The organism is Methylophaga sp. UBA3613, from assembly GCF_002375415.1.
In the GTDB taxonomy this organism is placed as follows: Bacteria; Pseudomonadota; Gammaproteobacteria; order Nitrosococcales; family Methylophagaceae; genus Methylophaga.
On record NZ_DFLS01000002.1, the window covers coordinates 54,822 to 73,874 of the forward strand.

Here is a 19,053-nt window from a genome sequence, read left to right on the forward strand (position 1 = left end):
CAGGGAATGCCACAATGTTCGATCTAAAAGTTTTTTCCAGGCTCAGCCTGCTCGGTTTATTGGTTCTGTTCACAGGTTGTGCCACCGTACAATCACCTGATGAACGTGATCCATATGAAAGCTATAACCGTGCAATGTATCAATTTAACGATACTGTAGATCGGGCAGTGTTAAAGCCTGTTGCCAAGGGTTACGATGTTGTTGTTCCTGATGCGATCAGCTGGGGCGTCAGCAATTTCTTCAGTAATCTGAATGATATTACAGTCGCCATCAACAGCCTGTTGCAAGGTAAATTCAGCCAGGCAGCTGATGATACAGGTCGTTTTCTGTTAAACAGCACCGTTGGTGTGGCAGGTATCTTTGATGTTGCCGGTCATGCTGGCAACAAGAAACGTAACGAAGATTTCGGCCAGACACTGGGAGCCTGGGGTGCTGAACCCGGCGCATACATCGTATTACCGTTTTTTGGTCCCCGCACTGTGCGTGACTCATTTGGTTTAGTGGGCGATATGTTTACTGACCCGGTGATGTATGTTGAGGGTCCGGGCGCACGTAATGCCTTTGCAGGTACACGTTTAGTGGATACCCGTGCCAATTTGCTTAAGTCAGAACGGGTTTTGGATGAAGCTACTGATGACGAATATGCATACGTAAGAAATGCCTATCTGCAGCGTCGTCAATATTTGGTTTACGATGGTAACCCGCCAGATGATGATGATTTTGATTTGTTCGATGACCAGTAATACATCGCGACATAACAATTCTCCACCGTTATAATAAAAAGAGCCGGATTTAGTCCGGCTCTTTTTATTTTTAAGGTTCCATCATCGGTTATTAAATGACTTCTTTTCTATTTATAAGCGCCATTATCAGTGGGTTGGTCCTATTGATCTGGGGAGCGGATAAATTTATTGATGGTGCGGCAGGCATTGCATCGAACTTGGGGGTTGCTCCCTTAATTGTCGGCTTAACTATCGTTGGTTTTGGTACCTCTGCTCCAGAAATGATAGTTTCAGCATTCGCCGCATTTGATGGTGCTCCTGCCCTGGGTATTGGCAATGCCATTGGCTCCAATATCACCAATATTGGACTGGTTTTGGGCGTCACGATTCTGGTCACTCCTCTGGCGATTCACTCCATTACCCTGAGAAGAGAATTTCCGGTATTAGTCTTTATCATGTTCCTCTCCCTGTTGTTATTGCTCTGGGATATGCAACTGGATCGGATTGATGGCCTGGTTCTGTTTACAGGCTTTATATTGACGCTAGGAGGCATGGCATGGCTGGCTGTTAAAAGTGCTCAGGACGATCCGCTGAAAATTGAATTTACTCAGGAATATCAGCAGCCAAAACGCTCACTGAAAAAATCCATCGTACTGTTTTTGACAGGATTAATTGCCTTACTGGGGGGAGCCAAACTCTTAGTCTGGGGAGCAACTGGTGTCGCGCAATTGTTGGGCATAAGTGATTTAGTGATTGGCTTAACCGTCGTTGCCATTGGCACCAGTCTGCCAGAGTTAGCCGCCTGTATTTCATCTGCTCTGAAAAATGAACATGACATTGCCGTTGGCAATATTCTTGGTTCAAATATCTTTAATCTGCTTGCTGTTCTTGCCATGCCGGGTCTGATTCACCCAACGAAAGTAGATTCGCTACTGCTAACCCGCGATTTTAGCTTTATGATTGGCCTGACAATCGTGCTTTATCTGTTTGCAAGATTTTGTTTAAAAGGCCGATTGGGACGCCCGGTTGGTTTATTATTACTACTGGTTTATGCAGGCTATATAAGTTTGCTGGCGTATCAAGGTGTGCATAACGGTATATGAAAATAGATTCGGATAAATTAAAACAATTGGCGCTGGCAGTCATCGATACCGAGCTGGAGTCTGTAATGTTGCTCCGCGATAGAGTGGATGATGATTTTGTTCGAGCGTGTGAGTATCTGCTGCAATGTCAGGGTCGTATTGTGGTGATTGGCATGGGTAAATCAGGCCATATCGGCAGTAAAATCGCTGCTACGTTGGCCAGCACCGGCAGTCCGGCATTTTTTGTTCATCCGGGAGAAGCCAGTCATGGTGATTTAGGTATGATCACCGACAAAGATGTGGTTCTGGCATTATCCAACTCCGGTGAAACTGCCGAGATTCTGACCATATTGCCATTGATTAAACGACTGGGCGTACCATTAATCACTATGAGTGGTCGTATGGACTCAACACTTTCGTTATGTGCTGATGCAACTATCAACGTCAGTGTTAAAAAAGAAGCCTGCCCATTGGGACTGGCCCCAACATCCAGTACTACCGTCGCATTAGTGATGGGGGATGCACTGGCCATTGCGTTATTGGAAGCTCGTGGCTTTACCGCTGAAGATTTTGCCCTTTCTCACCCGGGTGGCAATCTTGGTAGACGATTGTTATTACGTGTCAGCGACATCATGCATATCGGCGCAGCCATCCCTAAAGTAAATGAAAAGGCATTGCTGCGCGAAGCGCTGATTGAAATGTCCGACAAAAGTTTGGGCATGACCGCCGTGGTCGATAATGATGACAAATTGGTGGGGATTTTCACCGATGGTGATTTACGTCGAGTCCTGGCACAGGAAGTAAATATTTTAACCGCCCCGCTGCAGGAACATATGACACAACATTGTAAAACGGGGCATGCAGAGATGCTTGCCGCAGAAGCATTACAGATGATGCAGCAATATAAAATCAACGGCCTGTTGATTACCGATAAAAACCATAACTTAACAGGCGCACTGAATATGCACGATTTATTACGTGCCGGTGTGGTCTAATTTTCAGGACAGATCAATGCAAGATATAACGGCTCGCGCCAAACAAATTAAACTGGTTATTTTTGATGTCGATGGTGTACTGACTGATGGCAGTATCATTATTGGTGATGATGGTGAGGAACATAAGGCATTTAATTCGCGTGATGGCCACGGCATGAAACTGCTGCAATACACCGGTGTCGATATTGCTATTATCACTGGACGCACCTCCAGAGTGGTTGAACATCGTATGCAAAGTCTTGGAATTAATCTGGTTTACCAGGGACAAAAAGTAAAGCTGCCAGCCTTTGAGGAACTGTTAAAAACCCTTAAGCTGAAACCGGAACAATGTGCTTATGTCGGTGATGACTGGGTGGACTTGTCCATCATGAGCAGAGTCGGTTTAGCGATAGCCGTTCAGGATGCTGATGCTGTGGTGAAAAAACATGCGCACTGGATCACTCCGTCCATGGGTGGTAGAGGTGCTGCCCGTGATGTATGTGAATTAATAATGGAAGGACAGGGAACCCTGCAGGACCAAATTGAACGCCATTTTTAATATTCCAATTTATATCAAAATTGCTTTACTGCTAGTCGCGGGGATCAGTCTGTGGATGTTGCTTAGCAAACCTGAAGCACCAAAAACTGAACGCGCCGTGCACTACAGTATCGATTTTGGAATGACCGATTTCAAGATGACGGTAATGGATATCAATGGCAAACCATCGCGGGTAATTACCGGAGAAACGCTGTATCACTATCCGGAGAATGACCGTACTGAAATTTTCAGTCCAAACACCCTGTTTATTGCGCCGGAAAACAATGATTGGATCATTGAGTCAGATCATGCTGAAACTCAGGGTGAAGGCGAGAACATTCTTCTCACCGGCAATGTTATTATTACCAACAAAGATCAACCGGAAATACAGTTATTAACTGAAGTTCTGAATCTGGATACTGTCAACAACACGGCGTATACCGATCAGCCGGTGACCATGAAATCGCCTCATGGCGATACCCATTCAGTGGGTTTTCATGCCGCTTTACAAGAAGAAACTATTAATCTGCACTCTAGGGTGAGAGGACAATATAATGCGCCACCTGTTAATTAATCTGCTTTGGGGAATGACCATCATCCCATCCATTGCCCTCGCCTTACCAAGTGATCGCGAGCAACCGATAAATATTGAAGCAGATCACGCGCAGCTTGATGATGAAACCGGTGTCACGCAATATAAAGGCGATGCCATACTGACACAGGGCACTTTACGTATCGAAGGTGATGTCATTACTTTTTTCTATGACGAAAACCGCGAACTGGAAAAAGCTATTGCTGAAGGTAACCTTGCCACTTATGAACAAGTACATAAGGAAGGGGATAAACCGGTTAAAGCAAAAGCCCTGCAGATGGAATACCATGCCAGCAAACAACGTATCTTTCTGGTCGGCCAGGGTTATGTTTGGCAGTCAGGCGATGAATTCCGTGGCAATCATATCGAATACGATATCGACAGAAATATTGTTATTGCCAACTCAAGACCGGTCGAAGTCGATGGACAGCAACAGTCCAGTGGTCGCGTTCACATCACCATCCAGCCGCCTGGTCAACGCGAAAAAAATAAAAGTAAACCGGCAGAACCTGCTGTTGAAGCGCCTCAACCGTTAACTGAGGCTCCTGAACAGCAATCGGACATGAGCTACCCTACTGCGGTGACTCAGACCACTTTGAATGTCAGAACCGGTCCCGGGACTCAATATGAACGACTTGGGGCGTTTGTCGAAAACACTGAAGTGATCGTGCTGACCCGTCAGCCTGAATGGGTACAAGTCAGAGGTATGAGTGGGGATAAAGCCATTATTGGTTGGGTCAGTGCACGCTACCTGCAAATGAATCCTGAATAATCACGGAATTTAAATGAGTCAGCTTTCTGCAAGGTCGCTCGCCAAGCAATTTGGCGATCGGTTGGTTGTTAAAAATATTTCCCTTGAAGTAAACAGTGGTGAGATTGTGGGCTTGCTTGGTCCCAATGGGGCGGGTAAAACGACCAGTTTTTACATGATTGTCGGATTGATTCCAGTTGATCACGGCAGTATTTTTCTCAATCAACGCGAACTTACCCACGAACCTATCCATACCCGGGCACAATTGGGGATAGGATATCTGCCACAGGAAGCCTCGGTATTCCGTAAATTGTCCGTTGAAGACAATCTTTACGCTATTATCGAAACCCGGAAAAACCTCAGTATCATTGCCAAAAAACAGTTGCTGGAAAAATTACTCGAAGAATTCCATATTGGTCACATCCGCAAATCATTAGGCATGGCATTGTCCGGTGGTGAAAGACGTCGTGTGGAAATAGCCCGCGCCTTAGCCATGGATCCACAATTTATCCTGCTGGATGAACCCTTCGCCGGTGTTGATCCGATTTCTGTTCTGGATATACAGGGTATTATCAAGGCACTGGCTGCGAGAGGTATCGGCATATTAATCACCGATCATAATGTACGTGAAACACTGAGCGTTTGTGAGCGTGCCTATATATTCAACGAGGGTGAGGTGATCGCAAAAGGCAGTCCAGATGAAATCCTTCAGGATAAGCATGTTTTAAGTGTTTATCTGGGACGGGACTTTCGCCTATAAATTACTAGCAGGCAATTTCCACAATACGCTTCTGTTGGAGTAAGATGAATTGAACTCTGTTTGAGTACTTTTTATGTGTCGATTGATTGCGCTTGCCCTGTTGTTAATTACCAGCTCATCCCTAGCTGAAGAGGCAAGTCAAAAACTCACCCCTGTCTCAATCAAACTTCACTGGCAGCATCAATTTCAATTTGCGGGTATCTACGCTGCAAAAGAACAAGGCTATTATCAGGATGCCGGGCTGGCAGTAACCATACTTACCGGGCAAAAAGCACCTTTCAACGATGTGGAAGCCGGCAATGTTGAATTTGGAATTTCCGGTGCTGGATTGGTGGTAGAAAGACTTAAAGGGCGCCCTTTTGTAGCGCTCGCGGCGATTTTTCAAAGCAGTCCCTATACCTGGTTGGTCAGAGCAGACTCATCGATAACACAACCCACTGATTTTGTCGGTAAAACAGTCACTCGTCAGTCTTATGCTGATGATTTATCTGCCATGTTGCTACGATTTGGGATAGATCCTTCACAGCTCAATATTGTCGATCCCTCGCCCGAGGATATTGATAATTTAATTGACGGAAAAGTAGATGCGCTGACCGCATATATTTCCAATGAACCCTTCCAGATGTTAAGTCGCGGCGTGGATTATCGGACATTGTCACCCCATGAATACAACATCAACTTTTACAGCGATATCATCTTTACCTCTGAACGTTATTTAAAACGTCAGCCAGGAGATGTAGAAGCCTTTCACAGTGCAACCTTGCGTGGTTGGCAATATGCTCTGGAACACCCTTATGAAATGGTTGATCTGATTTTAAAAAACTACAACACGCAAAATAAAACGCGTGCACATCTGGAATTTGAAGCTGAAAAGCTTAGTGAGCTCAGTTTGTACCCTACAGTTTCACTGGGCCATATGACGATTGAGCGTTGGCAAAAAATTGCTGAACATTATCAGCATTTAGGCTTGGTTAATGATGACCAGGCGCTTAACGGCTTTATCTATGACACAACGCCAGGTGTGTCCATCTGGTTTAAATGGCTGGTGGTTTCACTTGGCATATTAGCCTTGTTAACAATGATTGGCTATTTCATCAAACGCCATCATGCCAAAATACTCAGTAACCAGATTGCGATACAAACAGCAGCGCTGGAAGCAGAACTGAAAAAAGGTAAGGCACTTGAGCAGAGAGCTAAACGTGAAAGTGATCGTTTACAAACCTTGCTTAACCATACCCTTGAAGGCGTTATTACCATTGATGAAACGGGCATTATCCAGAATTTTAATGTCGCTTCAGTTCGCCTGTTCGGTTATCAGCCAGAAGAAATTATCGGGCAGAATATTACCCAGCTGATGCCAGCCCAGCATCGTAAAAATCACGAACATGGGATGTCGCGATTCCTCATTAGTGAGCAATCCACCATAATTGGCCAGCCAGTTGAGTTGGAAGCATTACACAAAAGTGGGCAAATCATTCCCATCGAACTGACGCTGAGCGCATTTCAATGGGAAGGCCATTATTTTTTTACGGGTATCGTCCGAGATATTTCTCTTCAAAAAGCTGAACATCTGGCATTAATCGCTGCCAAGGAAGAAGCTGAAAAAGCCAACCAGGCAAAATCGGAATTCCTGTCGGCAATGAGCCATGAATTACGCACGCCTTTAAATGCGATTCTGGGGTTTGCCCAGTTACTGCAAAGTGACAATGATGCGCCACTCACAGAAACCCAGCAAGATAGTTTAAAGCTCATCATTCACAGTGGTGAGCACTTGCTCAAGTTAATTAATGATGTGCTGGAGCTGGCTAAAATTGAGACGGGTTCAGTGGACGTATCGATTGAGCCGGTGAATGTCAGTGTCGCAATTAATCATTGTTTGCCCATGCTGAAAAACCTGGCGGCTCGCTATCGTGTGATCATTCATACTGATGACATTCCTGAACAGCTGGTACTCGCTGATTTAACAAAACTCAAACAGGTGCTGATAAATCTGGTCAGTAATGCCATCAAATATAATCGCCCTGATGGCAAAGTTATTATTAGCGGTGAGGTAATTGATTCCACTAAGCGCTTGCGTATCACTATTCAGGATACAGGCATGGGAATTCCACGGGATAAGCAGGCCTATCTGTTTACGGCATTTGATCGTCTGGGTCAGGAAAACTCGGACATTGAAGGAACCGGAGTCGGATTGATTGTGACCAAGAGACTGATAAAAGCCATGGACGGGCATATTGGTTTTGAAAGCACAGAAAATCAAGGCACTCGATTCTGGGTAGAGTTACCCATAACAGACAACAATAACCAGAATGATGAAGTGCATCAGCAGGCTGAATCAATTAAAGCCGAAAATCCATTTAACTCCTCTGCTTCGACTCTCATTCTGCATATAGAAGATAATCCGGCCAATATCAAATTGATGGAAGCATTTTTTGATCGTCTGCCCCAATACACGTTGCATATTTGCAAAACAGCTGAGGCAGGACTGGACTGGCTGGAAAGTAATATGCCAGCCGTGATATTGATGGATATCAATCTCCCCGGAATCAGCGGCTTACAGGCTACCGAGCAGATCATGGCTAATCCGAAACTCCGGCACATTCCGGTGATCGCGGTTACCGCTGCCGCCATGCCTTATGATTTGCAGCAGGCAGAAGGCCTGTTTACTGCCTATCTCACCAAACCGGTTAATTTTATTCTGCTGACGGAATTATTAAATAAATACAGTAAGCCAGAGGTTTATTGAACTGAAGGATAACCTTCCCGCTCTGGAAAAAATAACAAGGGCTCAACACGGGCATTATTCAAACTCACACCAAGGTGCAGGTGTGGACCGGTAACACGGCCAGTGGCGCCAACCGTGCCGATAATCTCGCCCTGTTGAATTTTTTGTCCTGCTTTGACATCAATCCGATCCAGATGACAAAACATGGTCACGAGACCCTGACCATGGTCAATCATTACTGTATTGCCATTGAAAAAGTAATCGCCGGTATCCGTCACTATTCCGTTGGCCGGTGCCATAATTTCAGTACCTGTTGCCGCTGCAATATCAATACCGCTGTGTGGATTACGCTCTTCGCCATTAAACACACGACGACGGCCAAATAAACCACTGACCCTTCCTTCAATGGGCCAGACAAAATTAAACGGCACATTGTCGCTGGCACGCCAATGACGTAAGGCTTTATTTATTTTGGCTGTTTCGGCTTCGATGCGCTCCATATCTTCCGCATAGGGATTGACCTTACGATCGTCAGGAACATTTATCCGTTGAGTGGGATAAGCTTTATCTTTGACCTCAAACATAATGCTGCTTAACGCACCCTGACTTTCCACCAGAATTTTGTGATTCCCCGACTCGGCTGCTAGCGGAATGCCAACTACAGCCTGCCATTGCGAATCTTGTTTTACCACTAGCACCTGTTGTTTTTGATAGGTCACCTCAGGTGCTACATTTCCCTCGATTTCCAAAGGCAAAATGACGACACCACCTGGCACTGGTAATTGTTGTGGTAAAGCCCAGGCAGGTGAACAGACTAATAGAACCAGCCAATAGCACAATCTATACATCATTTCTTACGACGAACTTCACAGTCCAATTGACCTTCAAATAAACGAATTTGCAGGGATTGTCCGATTGCTACTTCATCAGATCGGTAAATAACATTACCAGTCTGTGAATCACTGGTGATGCTGTAACCGCGCTCCAGTGTGTTGAGAGGGCTAACCACCGATAAGGTACGCATCAACTGGGCCAGCTGCTTTTTTTGATTGGTAATTTGTTGACCGGTCAAACGGTTTAATTGTGAAGAGAGTGCCTCTACATGCTGCTGCTGTTGCTTCAAACGGGAGATCGGTAACAATCGCTTTAAGCGGTCATGCAGATTCTGGCTTTGTAACCTGAATTGCTGCTGCTGTACCGAAAAGGCTTTTTCAAACCGCTGTGTTAAATCCTGCAGTCGGGTTTGCCGCCAGCTGATTCGCAACTTTGGATGAGGAAATCTTACTGAAAGATAATCCAGTTGTTGCTGCTTGCCTTGTAACCGCCGCTGGATACTGTAATCAAGTTGCGTTTGCAGACGTTTTAACTGTTGCTGCTGGAGTTTAATTTGCTGCTGCGGGCGGGGCAGACGTTGAGACAGATGCCGAATATGCCGTTGTTCATTGGCAAGTTTTTGCTGAATACGACTGCCCAGATTCTGCAACAAACCGCGAAGATTTAAGGCTAATTGGCGCGCTTCAGGTACCGCCAGTTCAGCTGCCGCCGAAGGCGTTGGAGCCCTGACATCTGCAACAAAATCGGCAATGGTAAAATCAATTTCATGGCCTACCGCGCTGATGGTCGGTATCTGACAGGCAAACAAAGCTCTGGCAACCAACTCATCATTGAAGCTCCACAGATCTTCCAGTGAGCCACCTCCACGCCCTACTATCAGCAAATCACATTCCTGTCGCTGATCGGCAGTTTGAATAGCATTTGCAATCTGCCGTGGCGCTGTTTCACCTTGTACGGCAACGGGATACAGAATCACTTTGATTGCCGGAAAACGCCGTTTCAAAACATGCAAAATATCGTGAACCGCTGCGCCATCCGGTGAAGACACAATGCCGATGGTTTGCGGCAACGACGGTAACGGTTTTTTATGAGCGGTATCGAATAAACCTTCCTGACCCAGTCGGGCTTTTAATGCTTCATAAGCGCGTTGCAATGCGCCGCTACCCGCTTCTTCCATATGCTCAACAACCAGCTGAAATTCGCCACGACCTTCATAAAGGGTGACTTTGACGCGCAGTAATACCTGCATGCCATTTTCCGGTGTAAAGCGTAATTGTTGATTGCGTCCACGAAACATTGCACAGCGTACTTGCGCAGCTGAGTCTTTTAACGTGAAATAAATGTGCCCTGACGCCGGCATTGCCAAATTGGAGATTTCCCCTTCCACCCACAAAAGCGGAAACGAACCATCCAGCATCAGCCGGACTTCTCTGACCAATCGCGAAACCGGATATACATCCTTGACAGCACGGGCAGCGAGTTTTACTTGCGAATCCGATGTCATAAGTGATGCCATAAACCACTAAGTTCCTGATATAATTTATCGATCATATTACAGTAAATTCGGGAACCCGCCTCATGAGAATTGCGCAAGAAGCCCTGACATTTGATGACGTTTTATTACTCCCCGCCTATTCAAATGTTCTGCCGCGTGATGTCAGTTTGTCAACTCAATTGACACGTGATATCACCATTAATATTCCACTGCTTTCTTCTGCCATGGACACCGTCACTGAAAGCCGGTTGGCGATCACTATGGCACAGGAAGGTGGTCTGGGTATTTTGCATAAAAATATGACCATCGAACAACAGGCAGATGAAGTTCGCAAAGTGAAAAAATTTGAAAGCGGTGTGGTACGGGATCCCATTACCGTTAGTCCTAATACCTCTATTGGTGCTGTCGTTGAACTTACTCGTGCTCATAATATCTCCGGCGTCCCGGTTGTCGATGGCGATGATTTGGTGGGCATCGTGACCAGCCGTGATTTACGATTTGAAAAACATTTTGATAGTCCAGTCTCATCGATCATGACCGGCAAAGATAAATTGGTCACTGTAGGCGAAAATGCCACCCGTGAAGAGGTGCTGCATTTATTGCATACCAACCGCATTGAAAAAGTCCTGGTTGTCGATGATAACTTCCACTTGCAGGGCATGATCACAGTAAAAGATATTCAAAAACAAACGGATAACCCACTGGCATCAAAAGATGCACAGGAGCGTTTACGGGTTGGTGCTGCGGTAGGAATTGGTTCCGAGAGTGAAGCGCGCGTGGATGCTCTGGTAGCTGCTGGAGTGGATGTGATTGTTGTTGATACGGCACACGGCCACTCTCAAGGCGTTTTGGATCAGGTGCGTTGGGTCAAAAAACACTATCCTCAAGTTCAAGTCATCGGCGGTAATATCGCGACTGCTGCTGCAGCCAAAGCTTTAGTTGAAGCCGGTGCAGATGCGGTAAAAGTCGGTATCGGTCCCGGCTCTATCTGTACCACACGTATCGTCGCCGGTGTAGGTGTACCACAAATCAGCGCTATCAGTAATGTCGCGGCAGCACTGGCTGGAACCGGTATACCCTTAATTGCTGATGGTGGCGTACGCTATTCGGGTGATATTGCCAAAGCCATTGTAGCCGGCGCCCATGCCATTATGATTGGTGGAATGTTTGCCGGTACAGAAGAAGCTCCTGGCGAAGTGGAATTATTCCAAGGTCGTGCTTATAAATCGTATCGCGGTATGGGATCCATGGGTGCCATGCAACAGAAGCAAGGATCCAGTGATCGTTACTTCCAAGAGTCTAGTGAACCTGACAAACTTGTTCCGGAAGGCATTGAAGGTCGAGTGCCCTTCAAAGGGAATCTGAGTCCGGTTATCCATCAGTTGATGGGCGGTGTTCGGGCTTCCATGGGCTATACCGGTAGCCGTACTATTGAAGAAATGCGGACCAAACCTGAGTTTGTTCGTGTGACTTCTGCTGGTATGAATGAAAGCCATGTCCATGACGTAACTATTACCAAAGAAGCACCGAATTACCGGGTTAATTAATTTTTGAATAATGCCGGCTTCTCCCCGGAAGCCGGTATTTTTTATCTGACTGTAAGAGAGATTCATGAGCAGCCATATTCACGACCACCGCATTCTAATCCTTGATTTCGGGTCACAATATACCCAACTTATTGCCCGCCGAGTACGCGAAGCCGGTGTGTATTGTGAGTTACGCAACCCGGATATCAGCGAAGCGGAAATTCGTGAATTTGCTCCAAAAGGTATCATTCTTTCCGGTGGCCCTGATTCAACGATTGGTGAGTCTGCACCAGCTGCACCACACTGTGTATTTGAAATGAATGTGCCCGTGCTGGGTATCTGCTACGGCATGCAAACCATGGCCACACAACTTGGGGGCAAGGTCGAATCGTCATCTCACCGGGAATTTGGCTACGCTAAAATTCGTGCTCATGGCCATTCTGCGTTTTTAAAAGATATTGAAGACCATACAACCCCAGAAGGCTTTGGCATGTTGGATGTATGGATGAGTCATGGTGATCGGGTCAGCCAGTTGCCTGATGGATTTAAAGTTATTGCCAGCACGGACAGTGCACCCATTGCAGGTATGGCAGATGAAGAACGACAGTTCTACGGTGTCCAGTTCCATCCTGAAGTCACCCACACAACTCAGGGGCAACGGATGATTTCGCGTTTTATCAGCGAAATCTGTGGCTGTGAAACTTTATGGACCTCCGCCAATATTATTGAAGACAGCATTGAAACCATCCGCCAGCAAGTGGGCAAAGATGAAGTATTGCTGGGTTTATCTGGTGGTGTTGATTCCTCGGTAGTGGCAGCTTTACTGCACCGTGCAATTGGCGATCAGCTGATTTGTGTGTTTGTAAATAATGGCCTGTTGCGTGAAAACGAAGGCGACCAGGTGATGGCGATGTTTGCCAAACACATGGGTATTCGCGTGATTCGTGTTGATGCAGAAGATCGTTTCTTGTCTGCTCTGGCAGGTGAAAATGATCCGGAAGCCAAACGTAAAATCATTGGCCGTGAGTTTGTTGAAGTATTTGATGAAGAAGCTTCCAAACTGACAAATGTGCAATGGCTTGCTCAAGGCACTATATATCCTGATGTAATCGAATCTGCTGCCTCTAAAACCGGTAAAGCCCATGTGATTAAAACACATCACAATGTCGGCGGCTTACCGGAGCACATGAAACTCAAATTAATTGAGCCTTTACGCGAATTGTTTAAAGATGAAGTGCGTAAACTGGGCGTTGAATTAGGCTTGCCAAGCGATATGGTCTATCGCCACCCATTCCCTGGCCCAGGCCTTGGCGTACGTATTCTGGGTGAAGTCAGAAAAGAATATGCCGACTTATTGCGTAAAGCCGATAACATCTTTATCGAAGAACTACGCGCGCATGATTTGTATGATAAAACCAGCCAGGCGTTTGCAGTATTTTTACCCGTTAAATCAGTTGGTGTAATGGGTGATGGTCGTCGCTATGACTATGTAGTTGCATTGCGTGCAGTCGAAACCATTGATTTTATGACCGCTCGCTGGGCACACCTGCCTTATGAGTTTCTGGATCTGGTGTCACGTCGGATTATTAATGAAATCAATGGTATATCACGAGTAGTCTACGATATCTCTGGTAAACCACCTGCTACTATAGAATGGGAATAAAGCGGTATCACTTTGTAATTGAAGGTCGCGTGCAAGGTGTCAGCTATCGTATGTCAGCGCAAATTTCAGCGCAGAAAATAGGCGTAACAGGCTGGGTGCGAAATCTGCGCGGTGGGCAGGTTGAGATGGTCGCAGAAGGTGAACCCGCTCAACTGGAACAATTACTCGAATGGGCCTGGCAAGGACCGAATTTTGCACAGGTCACTGATATCAGCCTGGAAAAACTAACCGCTACTGGCGAATTTAGCCAGTTTGAGATTCGTTAGTCCAATAAATATTTAAGGAGACGGTCATGGCACAACGTTTTAATAGTAAAGGCTTTTTATTACGTTTGTTGTTTGCCGTTTTGCTGGTATTTATCAGTTATAACCCGAGTGGTTATAGCTATTATCATTGGGCCAATGACGCTCTGTTTGGTAACGCTGGTATGAATATTACCCCACCATTTGCCATGGCCACCGTTATTATCCTGATTGGCTGGACGGTTTATCTCAGAGCAACATTCCGCTCATTAGGTGGATTTGGTCTTATCCTCGCGTTTGCCTTTTTTGCCATTATTATCTGGTGGTTATTTGATTTAGGTATTCTGGAATTCCGTCATCATGCCGCTTTTACCTATATCATTTTATTTCTTATCGCTACTGTGCTCGCAGTGGGAATGTCATGGTCGCACATACGGCGTCGCTTATCAGGTCAAGCCGATATGGATGATGTCGATGAGTAAGCCATAAAAATTTTTCTGATCCAACACTAATTTTCAGTTTGAATTAAGCCTCGAGGATTATCGTTCTTCTTTAAGTCATATCAATGTCTGGCATTGGTAGAGTAACCAAGTTGAAGGATAAACGCATGGCTCTTTTCTCGGATAAAACCCGATCGAGATTACTACTTATTGTATTACTGCTCAGCACGATTTTAAGTGGCTGCCTCTGGTTCAGCACCGTGAGTTCTGCCACAACTAAAACCAGTGAAGTCTGGGATCTTAATCACTATCTGCTCAGTAAAACGCTGATGATTGATGGTATAGAAGATAACTTATCCGGCATAACCTATCATCCTGATTCTGGAAATCTTTATGGCATTATTAATAATCCTGAGCAGATCGTTGTCATCAGTAAAAATGGTCAATTGCTGAGAAAAATTGATTTAATAGGTTTTTCTGATACTGAAAGTATTGATTATGTAGAAGGCAATCGATTTATTATCAGCGAAGAGCGGCAGCAGACCATTAGCTTTGTTGACATACTCGAGACAACGAAAGAAGTTCACTATTCTGATGTCAAAACCCTTGCCCTGCTTCCCCCTGAAAAAAATAATAAAGGCATTGAGGGGATTGCCTTTTCACCGCGACACGGCGTGTTTTTTGTGCAAGAGATCCCGGCCCGGATAATGCATTTTGCATTGGAAAATGATGAGCAGACCAAGCAGTTTGATGTAATGAAAAACCTGCGTCTGGAGGTCGATGACTTCTCGGGTCTTACCTTGTTGCAGGGCCCGGAAGAAAGATTACTGGTTTTAAGTGATGACTCACACAGCCTGCACGTAATTGATTTGTCGGGAGAGGAAATATCACGAATCAGATTAGGCAGTGGTCCTTATCGTCTTTGGCCTAAAATGAGCCAGCCTGAAGGGGTTACAACCGATGCTGAGGGTAATATCTATGTTGTTGGCGAACCTAACCAGTTTATGGTGCTGAGAAGAACGACACCATTGTAAATTTTGGACATTAAAAAGGGCGGTTTCCCGCCCTCTTCAGTGTTTCATTTACCTTGATTTACGCTTCATAGGTTGATGCTGAAACATTACCGCCTCTGCCGGTCCAGTTGGTATGGAAATATTCACCGCGAGGCTTATCCAGCCGTTCATAGGTGTGGGCACCAAAATAATCCCGCTGGGCCTGCAATAAATTGGCAGGTAAGCGTTCACTGCGATAACCATCATAGAAAGATAATGCACTGCTGAATGCAGGTACCGGAACCCCAAGACTGATGGCACAGCCTACGGCTTTACGCCAACCCGGTAAGGCCTCAGTAATAGCATCAATGAAGAAATCATCCAGTAACAGATTTCCCAGTTGGGGATTCCGCTCAAAAGCATCGCGAATATTGCCCAGGAAGCGACTGCGAATAATACAGCCGCCTCTCCACATCAACGCAATACCACCATAATTGAGCTCCCAGCCATAGGTTTTGGCTGCTTCACGCATTAGCATGTAACCTTGGGCGTAGGAAATAATTTTTGAAGCATATAAGGCATCACGAATTGCGTTAACCATTTCAGCTTTATCGCCGGAAAATTCACCTGCTTCTGCAGGCAAAACACTAGAGGCCGTCACCCGTTCATCTTTCAGAGCAGATAAACAGCGGGAAAATACGGCCTCTCCAATCAGCGTTAATGGAATGCCTAACTCCAGTGCATTGATACCAGTCCATTTACCCGTTCCTTTTTGACCGGCAGTATCCAGAATATGATCAATCAGCAAACTGCCATCAGGTTCTTTCACCGCCAGGATATCGCGGGTAATCTCGATCAGATAGGAGTCCAAAACCCCTTCGTTCCATTCAGCAAATACCTGCTGAATTTCATCACCGGACATGCCCAGGCCTTCGCGCATCATTTGATACGCTTCACAAATCAGTTGCATATCACCGTACTCAATGCCGTTATGCACCATTTTTACATAATGGCCAGCGCCGTCATTACCGACCCAGTCACAGCAGGCTTCCCCATCAACCTGTGCAGCAATGGCCTGAAAAATGGGTTTAATCGCAGGCCATGCGGCATTATTACCACCAGGCATTAGAGAAGGTCCGAAACGTGCGCCTTCCTCACCACCTGAAACACCGCTGCCGACAAACAGAATGCCTTTTTTATGCAGTTCATGGGTACGTCTGTCACTGTCATTAAACAGTGAGTTACCGCCATCAATAATGATGTCACCTTTATCCAGATAGGTAACCAGTTGCTCAATAAAAGAATCAACCACGGGACCCGCTTTCACCATCAACATGACCCGACGAGGCATTTGAAGGCTTTCGACAAATTTTTTCAGATCATGGCAACCGATAATATTGGTATCTTTTGCTGGCCCCTCCAGAAACTCATCGACTTTGGAGGTGGTCCGGTTATAAACCGCTACCTTAAAGCCTTTGTCATTCATGTTGAGCACCAGGTTCTGTCCCATCACGGCTAAACCTACTACGCCTATATCTGCTTTTGTATTTTGAATAAGTTCACTCATTTTTGTTCAATCACCTTTATATATTCGCCTCGGGCTTCTCGTGTAGAACCGACCACAATTCGGCAGGTTCCGGAAGCATCACATTCCAATGCACCGCAAACCTCAATGAATTCTCCTTTTTCCACTTGTCCAACATAGGTATGGGTAAAGGAAATAATTTCAGGAGTCAGTGCATTATCCACTCGGTATCGTGCAGGGAAATCAAATGCACGACTGTCATCGGTCACCCGACATTGGATGGTTTTAATGCCTTGTTTGAGGAAATGCCGATGTTCGATATCAAGCTCATCTGATAGACAGACCATTCCTATATCGAATTTACTGCCATCAATCATCGCTTTATTGCATTTCCGGTATTCATGCCAGCTAAACGTATCAAAATCCAGCTCACTATCCCGCCGCTGATAGTTTTCCTGCATTTGAGTTATATCCAGCTTCTGCAGCAGATTATCTGCAATTGCTTTTTTAACGGCAGAGCGACATTGATGAAATGCCTCACGTCCGTATATGACCAGATCAATATCGGATGTCGCTTTTTGCTGATTAATCAGCATTGATCCAGTGAGCCCCATGGCATCAATATCCACTGAATATTGCTGCAAAATGGCTATCAATTTATGTAGTTTATGCTGCAGCGGATCTTCAGCTGGTTGTTTAAGTAATTGCTGCAATCGTTGCTCGGGACGGTGATGATGAATAATGCTGTTCACCGGAACCGCATGAAAGGCTGCATCAAACTGGCTGGAATAAAATAAAAACTCTGGATGATGGCGTTCCAATAAACGGTTAGCCTGTTCAGTATCCACTTTATGCCAACCATGTTGATCCTGCACATAACGTAAAAAGCAGCCCACTTTCTGATCATGTGAGTGATAGCTGACGACGGCAAATATCAATCCATCTTCAGTTTCAATGAAGTCTTTGGGCAGAAACGGAAACCCTGTCTGTCTCAAAAACCTACCTCCCGAAATAAATTTTATAGTGGCATAACCGCGCCATTATGACTTGTCTGTTAATCCAAACATGCCGCGTAATGCAAGAACCATTATCAACAGTAATAATGCATCAATCAGCCAACGCCCCTGTTCACCAAAAAAACGCCCGTTACAGATTCCTTCAAGTAGTGTTGTCAGCTTGATGTTATGAGCTTCAAGTTGCTGTCTAAGTTCATTTTTAGTGGATTCCGGGATAGGGATGGATTCGCTCCATGAAACTCCCTGCAACGATATCAATTGCCAATCATCCAGAATCGAATTCCCTTGCCACATCCCACTTCGGGTTTGCAGCACCGGAAGACCGTGATGTAAACCAATATTCTGGATCTCAGCCGGTATAAGTTCTGCAGCGCCAAGTGTGCCGATATACCCGCCTTCGGTATCAAACAGAATCAGATTGTCATCTGTTGCCAGAACAATAAGATCCTCCAGTAAAATTCCACCTAACAATGGACGGTTATGAAGCAGTTTAGGTTCGGCATTCACATAAAGTTGTGAATCGATTTCCATAAACAGCTGTTCAGCCAGACGCCATCCATGTTCTACCGGCACATCCGTCCGTTGATAATGTTCAAGCAACCAGGGATTGGTCAGTTTGTATTGGTCCAGCTTGAGATCTCGTGCATGGTTCAGCAGCAAAGTACAGGTCAGCCAAATAAGCATCAGCACAGAAATGATCACAATCGCTGTGACTTTTATCCCTTTCAGCATTTACCTAGTCCCAAATAATTTTTTCAGTGCAGCTACAAGCATAGCTGAAAACAGCAGCAGAATTTTATCTTGCCATAAATTTCAGACAAAAAAAGGGAGCAGAGCTCCCTTTTTTCACTGACCACCAGCATTTTAACGAAAGAACTTTAGGGTCGGAAAGATAAACAGCCCCTTCGTCAGATTTGGTGTTGATCAAGAATAATCGTGTGAAAGGTGTATTACATCATTACCCGCATATCGGCCTGATGTATTTCACGTTGGCGCATATGAAACAATGCTTTGCTGATATCAATCGCATAAGTCGCAAAATGCTGCTCCGTCATGCGAATGGTGATAGCCCCCATATTGACGTGCACCATCTGACAATCAGGGCAAAACTGGATATCACAGGTACTGGAAGAAAAGACGTTTTCCGGCTGGCAGGTATTTGAAGCCATGATTAAA

At 45.5% G+C, this 19,053-nt stretch carries 19 protein-coding genes; 13 read left to right on the forward strand and 6 right to left on the reverse strand.

Features of this window, described 5'->3' with window-relative positions; genetic code table 11:
• The first annotated feature begins 14 nt into the window (after positions 1-14).
• From B3S93_RS00700 to B3S93_RS00735, 8 genes are all read left to right on the forward strand, one after another.
• The gene (locus B3S93_RS00700; protein WP_292401169.1) at positions 15-743 is read left to right on the forward strand and encodes an MlaA family lipoprotein; all 729 of its coding nucleotides are present in this window, start codon (positions 15-17) and stop codon (positions 741-743) included.
• Between the two features lie 95 nt (positions 744-838).
• Positions 839-1,825 carry a calcium/sodium antiporter gene (locus B3S93_RS00705; RefSeq protein WP_292401172.1) on the forward strand — a complete coding sequence of 329 codons (987 nt, stop codon included), beginning with the start codon at positions 839-841 and terminating at the stop codon, positions 1,823-1,825.
• Positions 1,822-2,799 (forward strand): KpsF/GutQ family sugar-phosphate isomerase, encoded by a 978-nt coding sequence (locus tag B3S93_RS00710; RefSeq protein WP_292356440.1) that lies wholly within the window; start codon positions 1,822-1,824, stop codon positions 2,797-2,799. Before B3S93_RS00705 ends, B3S93_RS00710 begins: the two co-directional genes overlap by 4 nt.
• 16 nt (positions 2,800-2,815) lie before the next feature.
• Complete coding sequence (gene kdsC / locus B3S93_RS00715; RefSeq protein WP_292356442.1) at positions 2,816-3,337, forward strand: 3-deoxy-manno-octulosonate-8-phosphatase KdsC; 522 nt, start codon at positions 2,816-2,818, stop codon at positions 3,335-3,337.
• The gene (lptC, locus tag B3S93_RS00720) at positions 3,321-3,890 is read left to right on the forward strand and encodes an LPS export ABC transporter periplasmic protein LptC (RefSeq protein ID WP_292356444.1); all 570 of its coding nucleotides are present in this window, start codon (positions 3,321-3,323) and stop codon (positions 3,888-3,890) included. The genes kdsC and lptC overlap by 17 nt, the downstream gene beginning before the upstream one ends.
• Positions 3,871-4,680, forward strand: coding sequence for a lipopolysaccharide transport periplasmic protein LptA (gene lptA / locus B3S93_RS00725; RefSeq protein ID WP_292356446.1), 810 nt, complete (start codon positions 3,871-3,873; stop codon positions 4,678-4,680). Before lptC ends, lptA begins: the two co-directional genes overlap by 20 nt.
• 13 nt (positions 4,681-4,693) lie before the next feature.
• Positions 4,694-5,419: an LPS export ABC transporter ATP-binding protein gene (gene lptB / locus B3S93_RS00730; protein ID WP_292356447.1), complete on the forward strand. Its 726-nt coding sequence runs from the start codon at positions 4,694-4,696 to the stop codon at positions 5,417-5,419.
• Between the two features lie 73 nt (positions 5,420-5,492).
• The gene (locus tag B3S93_RS00735; protein ID WP_292356448.1) at positions 5,493-8,165 is read left to right on the forward strand and encodes an ABC transporter substrate-binding protein; all 2,673 of its coding nucleotides are present in this window, start codon (positions 5,493-5,495) and stop codon (positions 8,163-8,165) included.
• On the opposite strand, the gene B3S93_RS00740 is transcribed toward B3S93_RS00735, so the two are convergent.
• Both B3S93_RS00740 and xseA read right to left on the reverse strand, forming a co-directional pair.
• Positions 8,159-8,995: a peptidoglycan DD-metalloendopeptidase family protein gene (locus B3S93_RS00740; RefSeq protein WP_292401175.1), complete on the reverse strand. Its 837-nt coding sequence runs from the start codon at positions 8,993-8,995 to the stop codon at positions 8,159-8,161. The two genes, B3S93_RS00735 and B3S93_RS00740, sit on opposite strands and share 7 nt — an antisense overlap.
• Positions 8,992-10,494, reverse strand: a complete 1,503-nt coding sequence (gene xseA, locus B3S93_RS00745; protein ID WP_292401179.1) for an exodeoxyribonuclease VII large subunit — start codon at positions 10,492-10,494, stop codon at positions 8,992-8,994. Before xseA ends, B3S93_RS00740 begins: the two co-directional genes overlap by 4 nt.
• Positions 10,495-10,556: 62 nt before the next feature.
• Here xseA and guaB point away from each other — a divergent pair, with 62 nt between their 5' ends.
• The 5 genes from guaB (at position 10,557) to B3S93_RS00770 (ending at position 15,378) form a co-directional block, all read left to right on the forward strand.
• The gene (guaB, locus tag B3S93_RS00750) at positions 10,557-12,020 is read left to right on the forward strand and encodes an IMP dehydrogenase (protein WP_292356453.1); all 1,464 of its coding nucleotides are present in this window, start codon (positions 10,557-10,559) and stop codon (positions 12,018-12,020) included.
• Positions 12,021-12,084: 64 nt separating this feature from the next.
• A complete protein-coding gene (gene guaA / locus B3S93_RS00755; RefSeq protein WP_292401182.1) occupies positions 12,085-13,662 on the forward strand; it encodes a glutamine-hydrolyzing GMP synthase in 1,578 nt (525 codons plus the stop codon).
• On the forward strand, positions 13,653-13,928 hold the full coding sequence (locus B3S93_RS00760; RefSeq protein ID WP_292401185.1) for an acylphosphatase: 276 nt from the start codon (positions 13,653-13,655) through the stop codon (positions 13,926-13,928). The genes guaA and B3S93_RS00760 overlap by 10 nt, the downstream gene beginning before the upstream one ends.
• A gap of 26 nt (positions 13,929-13,954) precedes the next feature.
• Complete coding sequence (locus B3S93_RS00765) at positions 13,955-14,386, forward strand: DUF6524 family protein (protein ID WP_292401187.1); 432 nt, start codon at positions 13,955-13,957, stop codon at positions 14,384-14,386.
• A gap of 125 nt (positions 14,387-14,511) precedes the next feature.
• Entirely contained in the window at positions 14,512-15,378 is an 867-nt protein-coding gene (locus tag B3S93_RS00770) for an SdiA-regulated domain-containing protein (RefSeq protein WP_292401189.1), read from the forward strand.
• A gap of 58 nt (positions 15,379-15,436) precedes the next feature.
• On the opposite strand, the gene gnd is transcribed toward B3S93_RS00770, so the two are convergent.
• The 4 genes from gnd to B3S93_RS00790 form a co-directional block, all read right to left on the reverse strand.
• Positions 15,437-16,903 carry a decarboxylating NADP(+)-dependent phosphogluconate dehydrogenase gene (gene gnd / locus B3S93_RS00775; RefSeq protein ID WP_292356461.1) on the reverse strand — a complete coding sequence of 489 codons (1,467 nt, stop codon included), beginning with the start codon at positions 16,901-16,903 and terminating at the stop codon, positions 15,437-15,439.
• Positions 16,900-17,856 (reverse strand): hypothetical protein, encoded by a 957-nt coding sequence (locus tag B3S93_RS00780; protein ID WP_292356462.1) that lies wholly within the window; start codon positions 17,854-17,856, stop codon positions 16,900-16,902. The genes gnd and B3S93_RS00780 overlap by 4 nt, the downstream gene beginning before the upstream one ends.
• A 45-nt stretch (positions 17,857-17,901) precedes the next feature.
• Positions 17,902-18,609, reverse strand: coding sequence for a peptidase (locus B3S93_RS00785; protein ID WP_292401191.1), 708 nt, complete (start codon positions 18,607-18,609; stop codon positions 17,902-17,904).
• A 218-nt stretch (positions 18,610-18,827) separates the two neighbouring features.
• Entirely contained in the window at positions 18,828-19,046 is a 219-nt protein-coding gene (locus B3S93_RS00790; RefSeq protein ID WP_292401194.1) for a hypothetical protein, read from the reverse strand.
• Positions 19,047-19,053 lie beyond the last annotated feature (7 nt).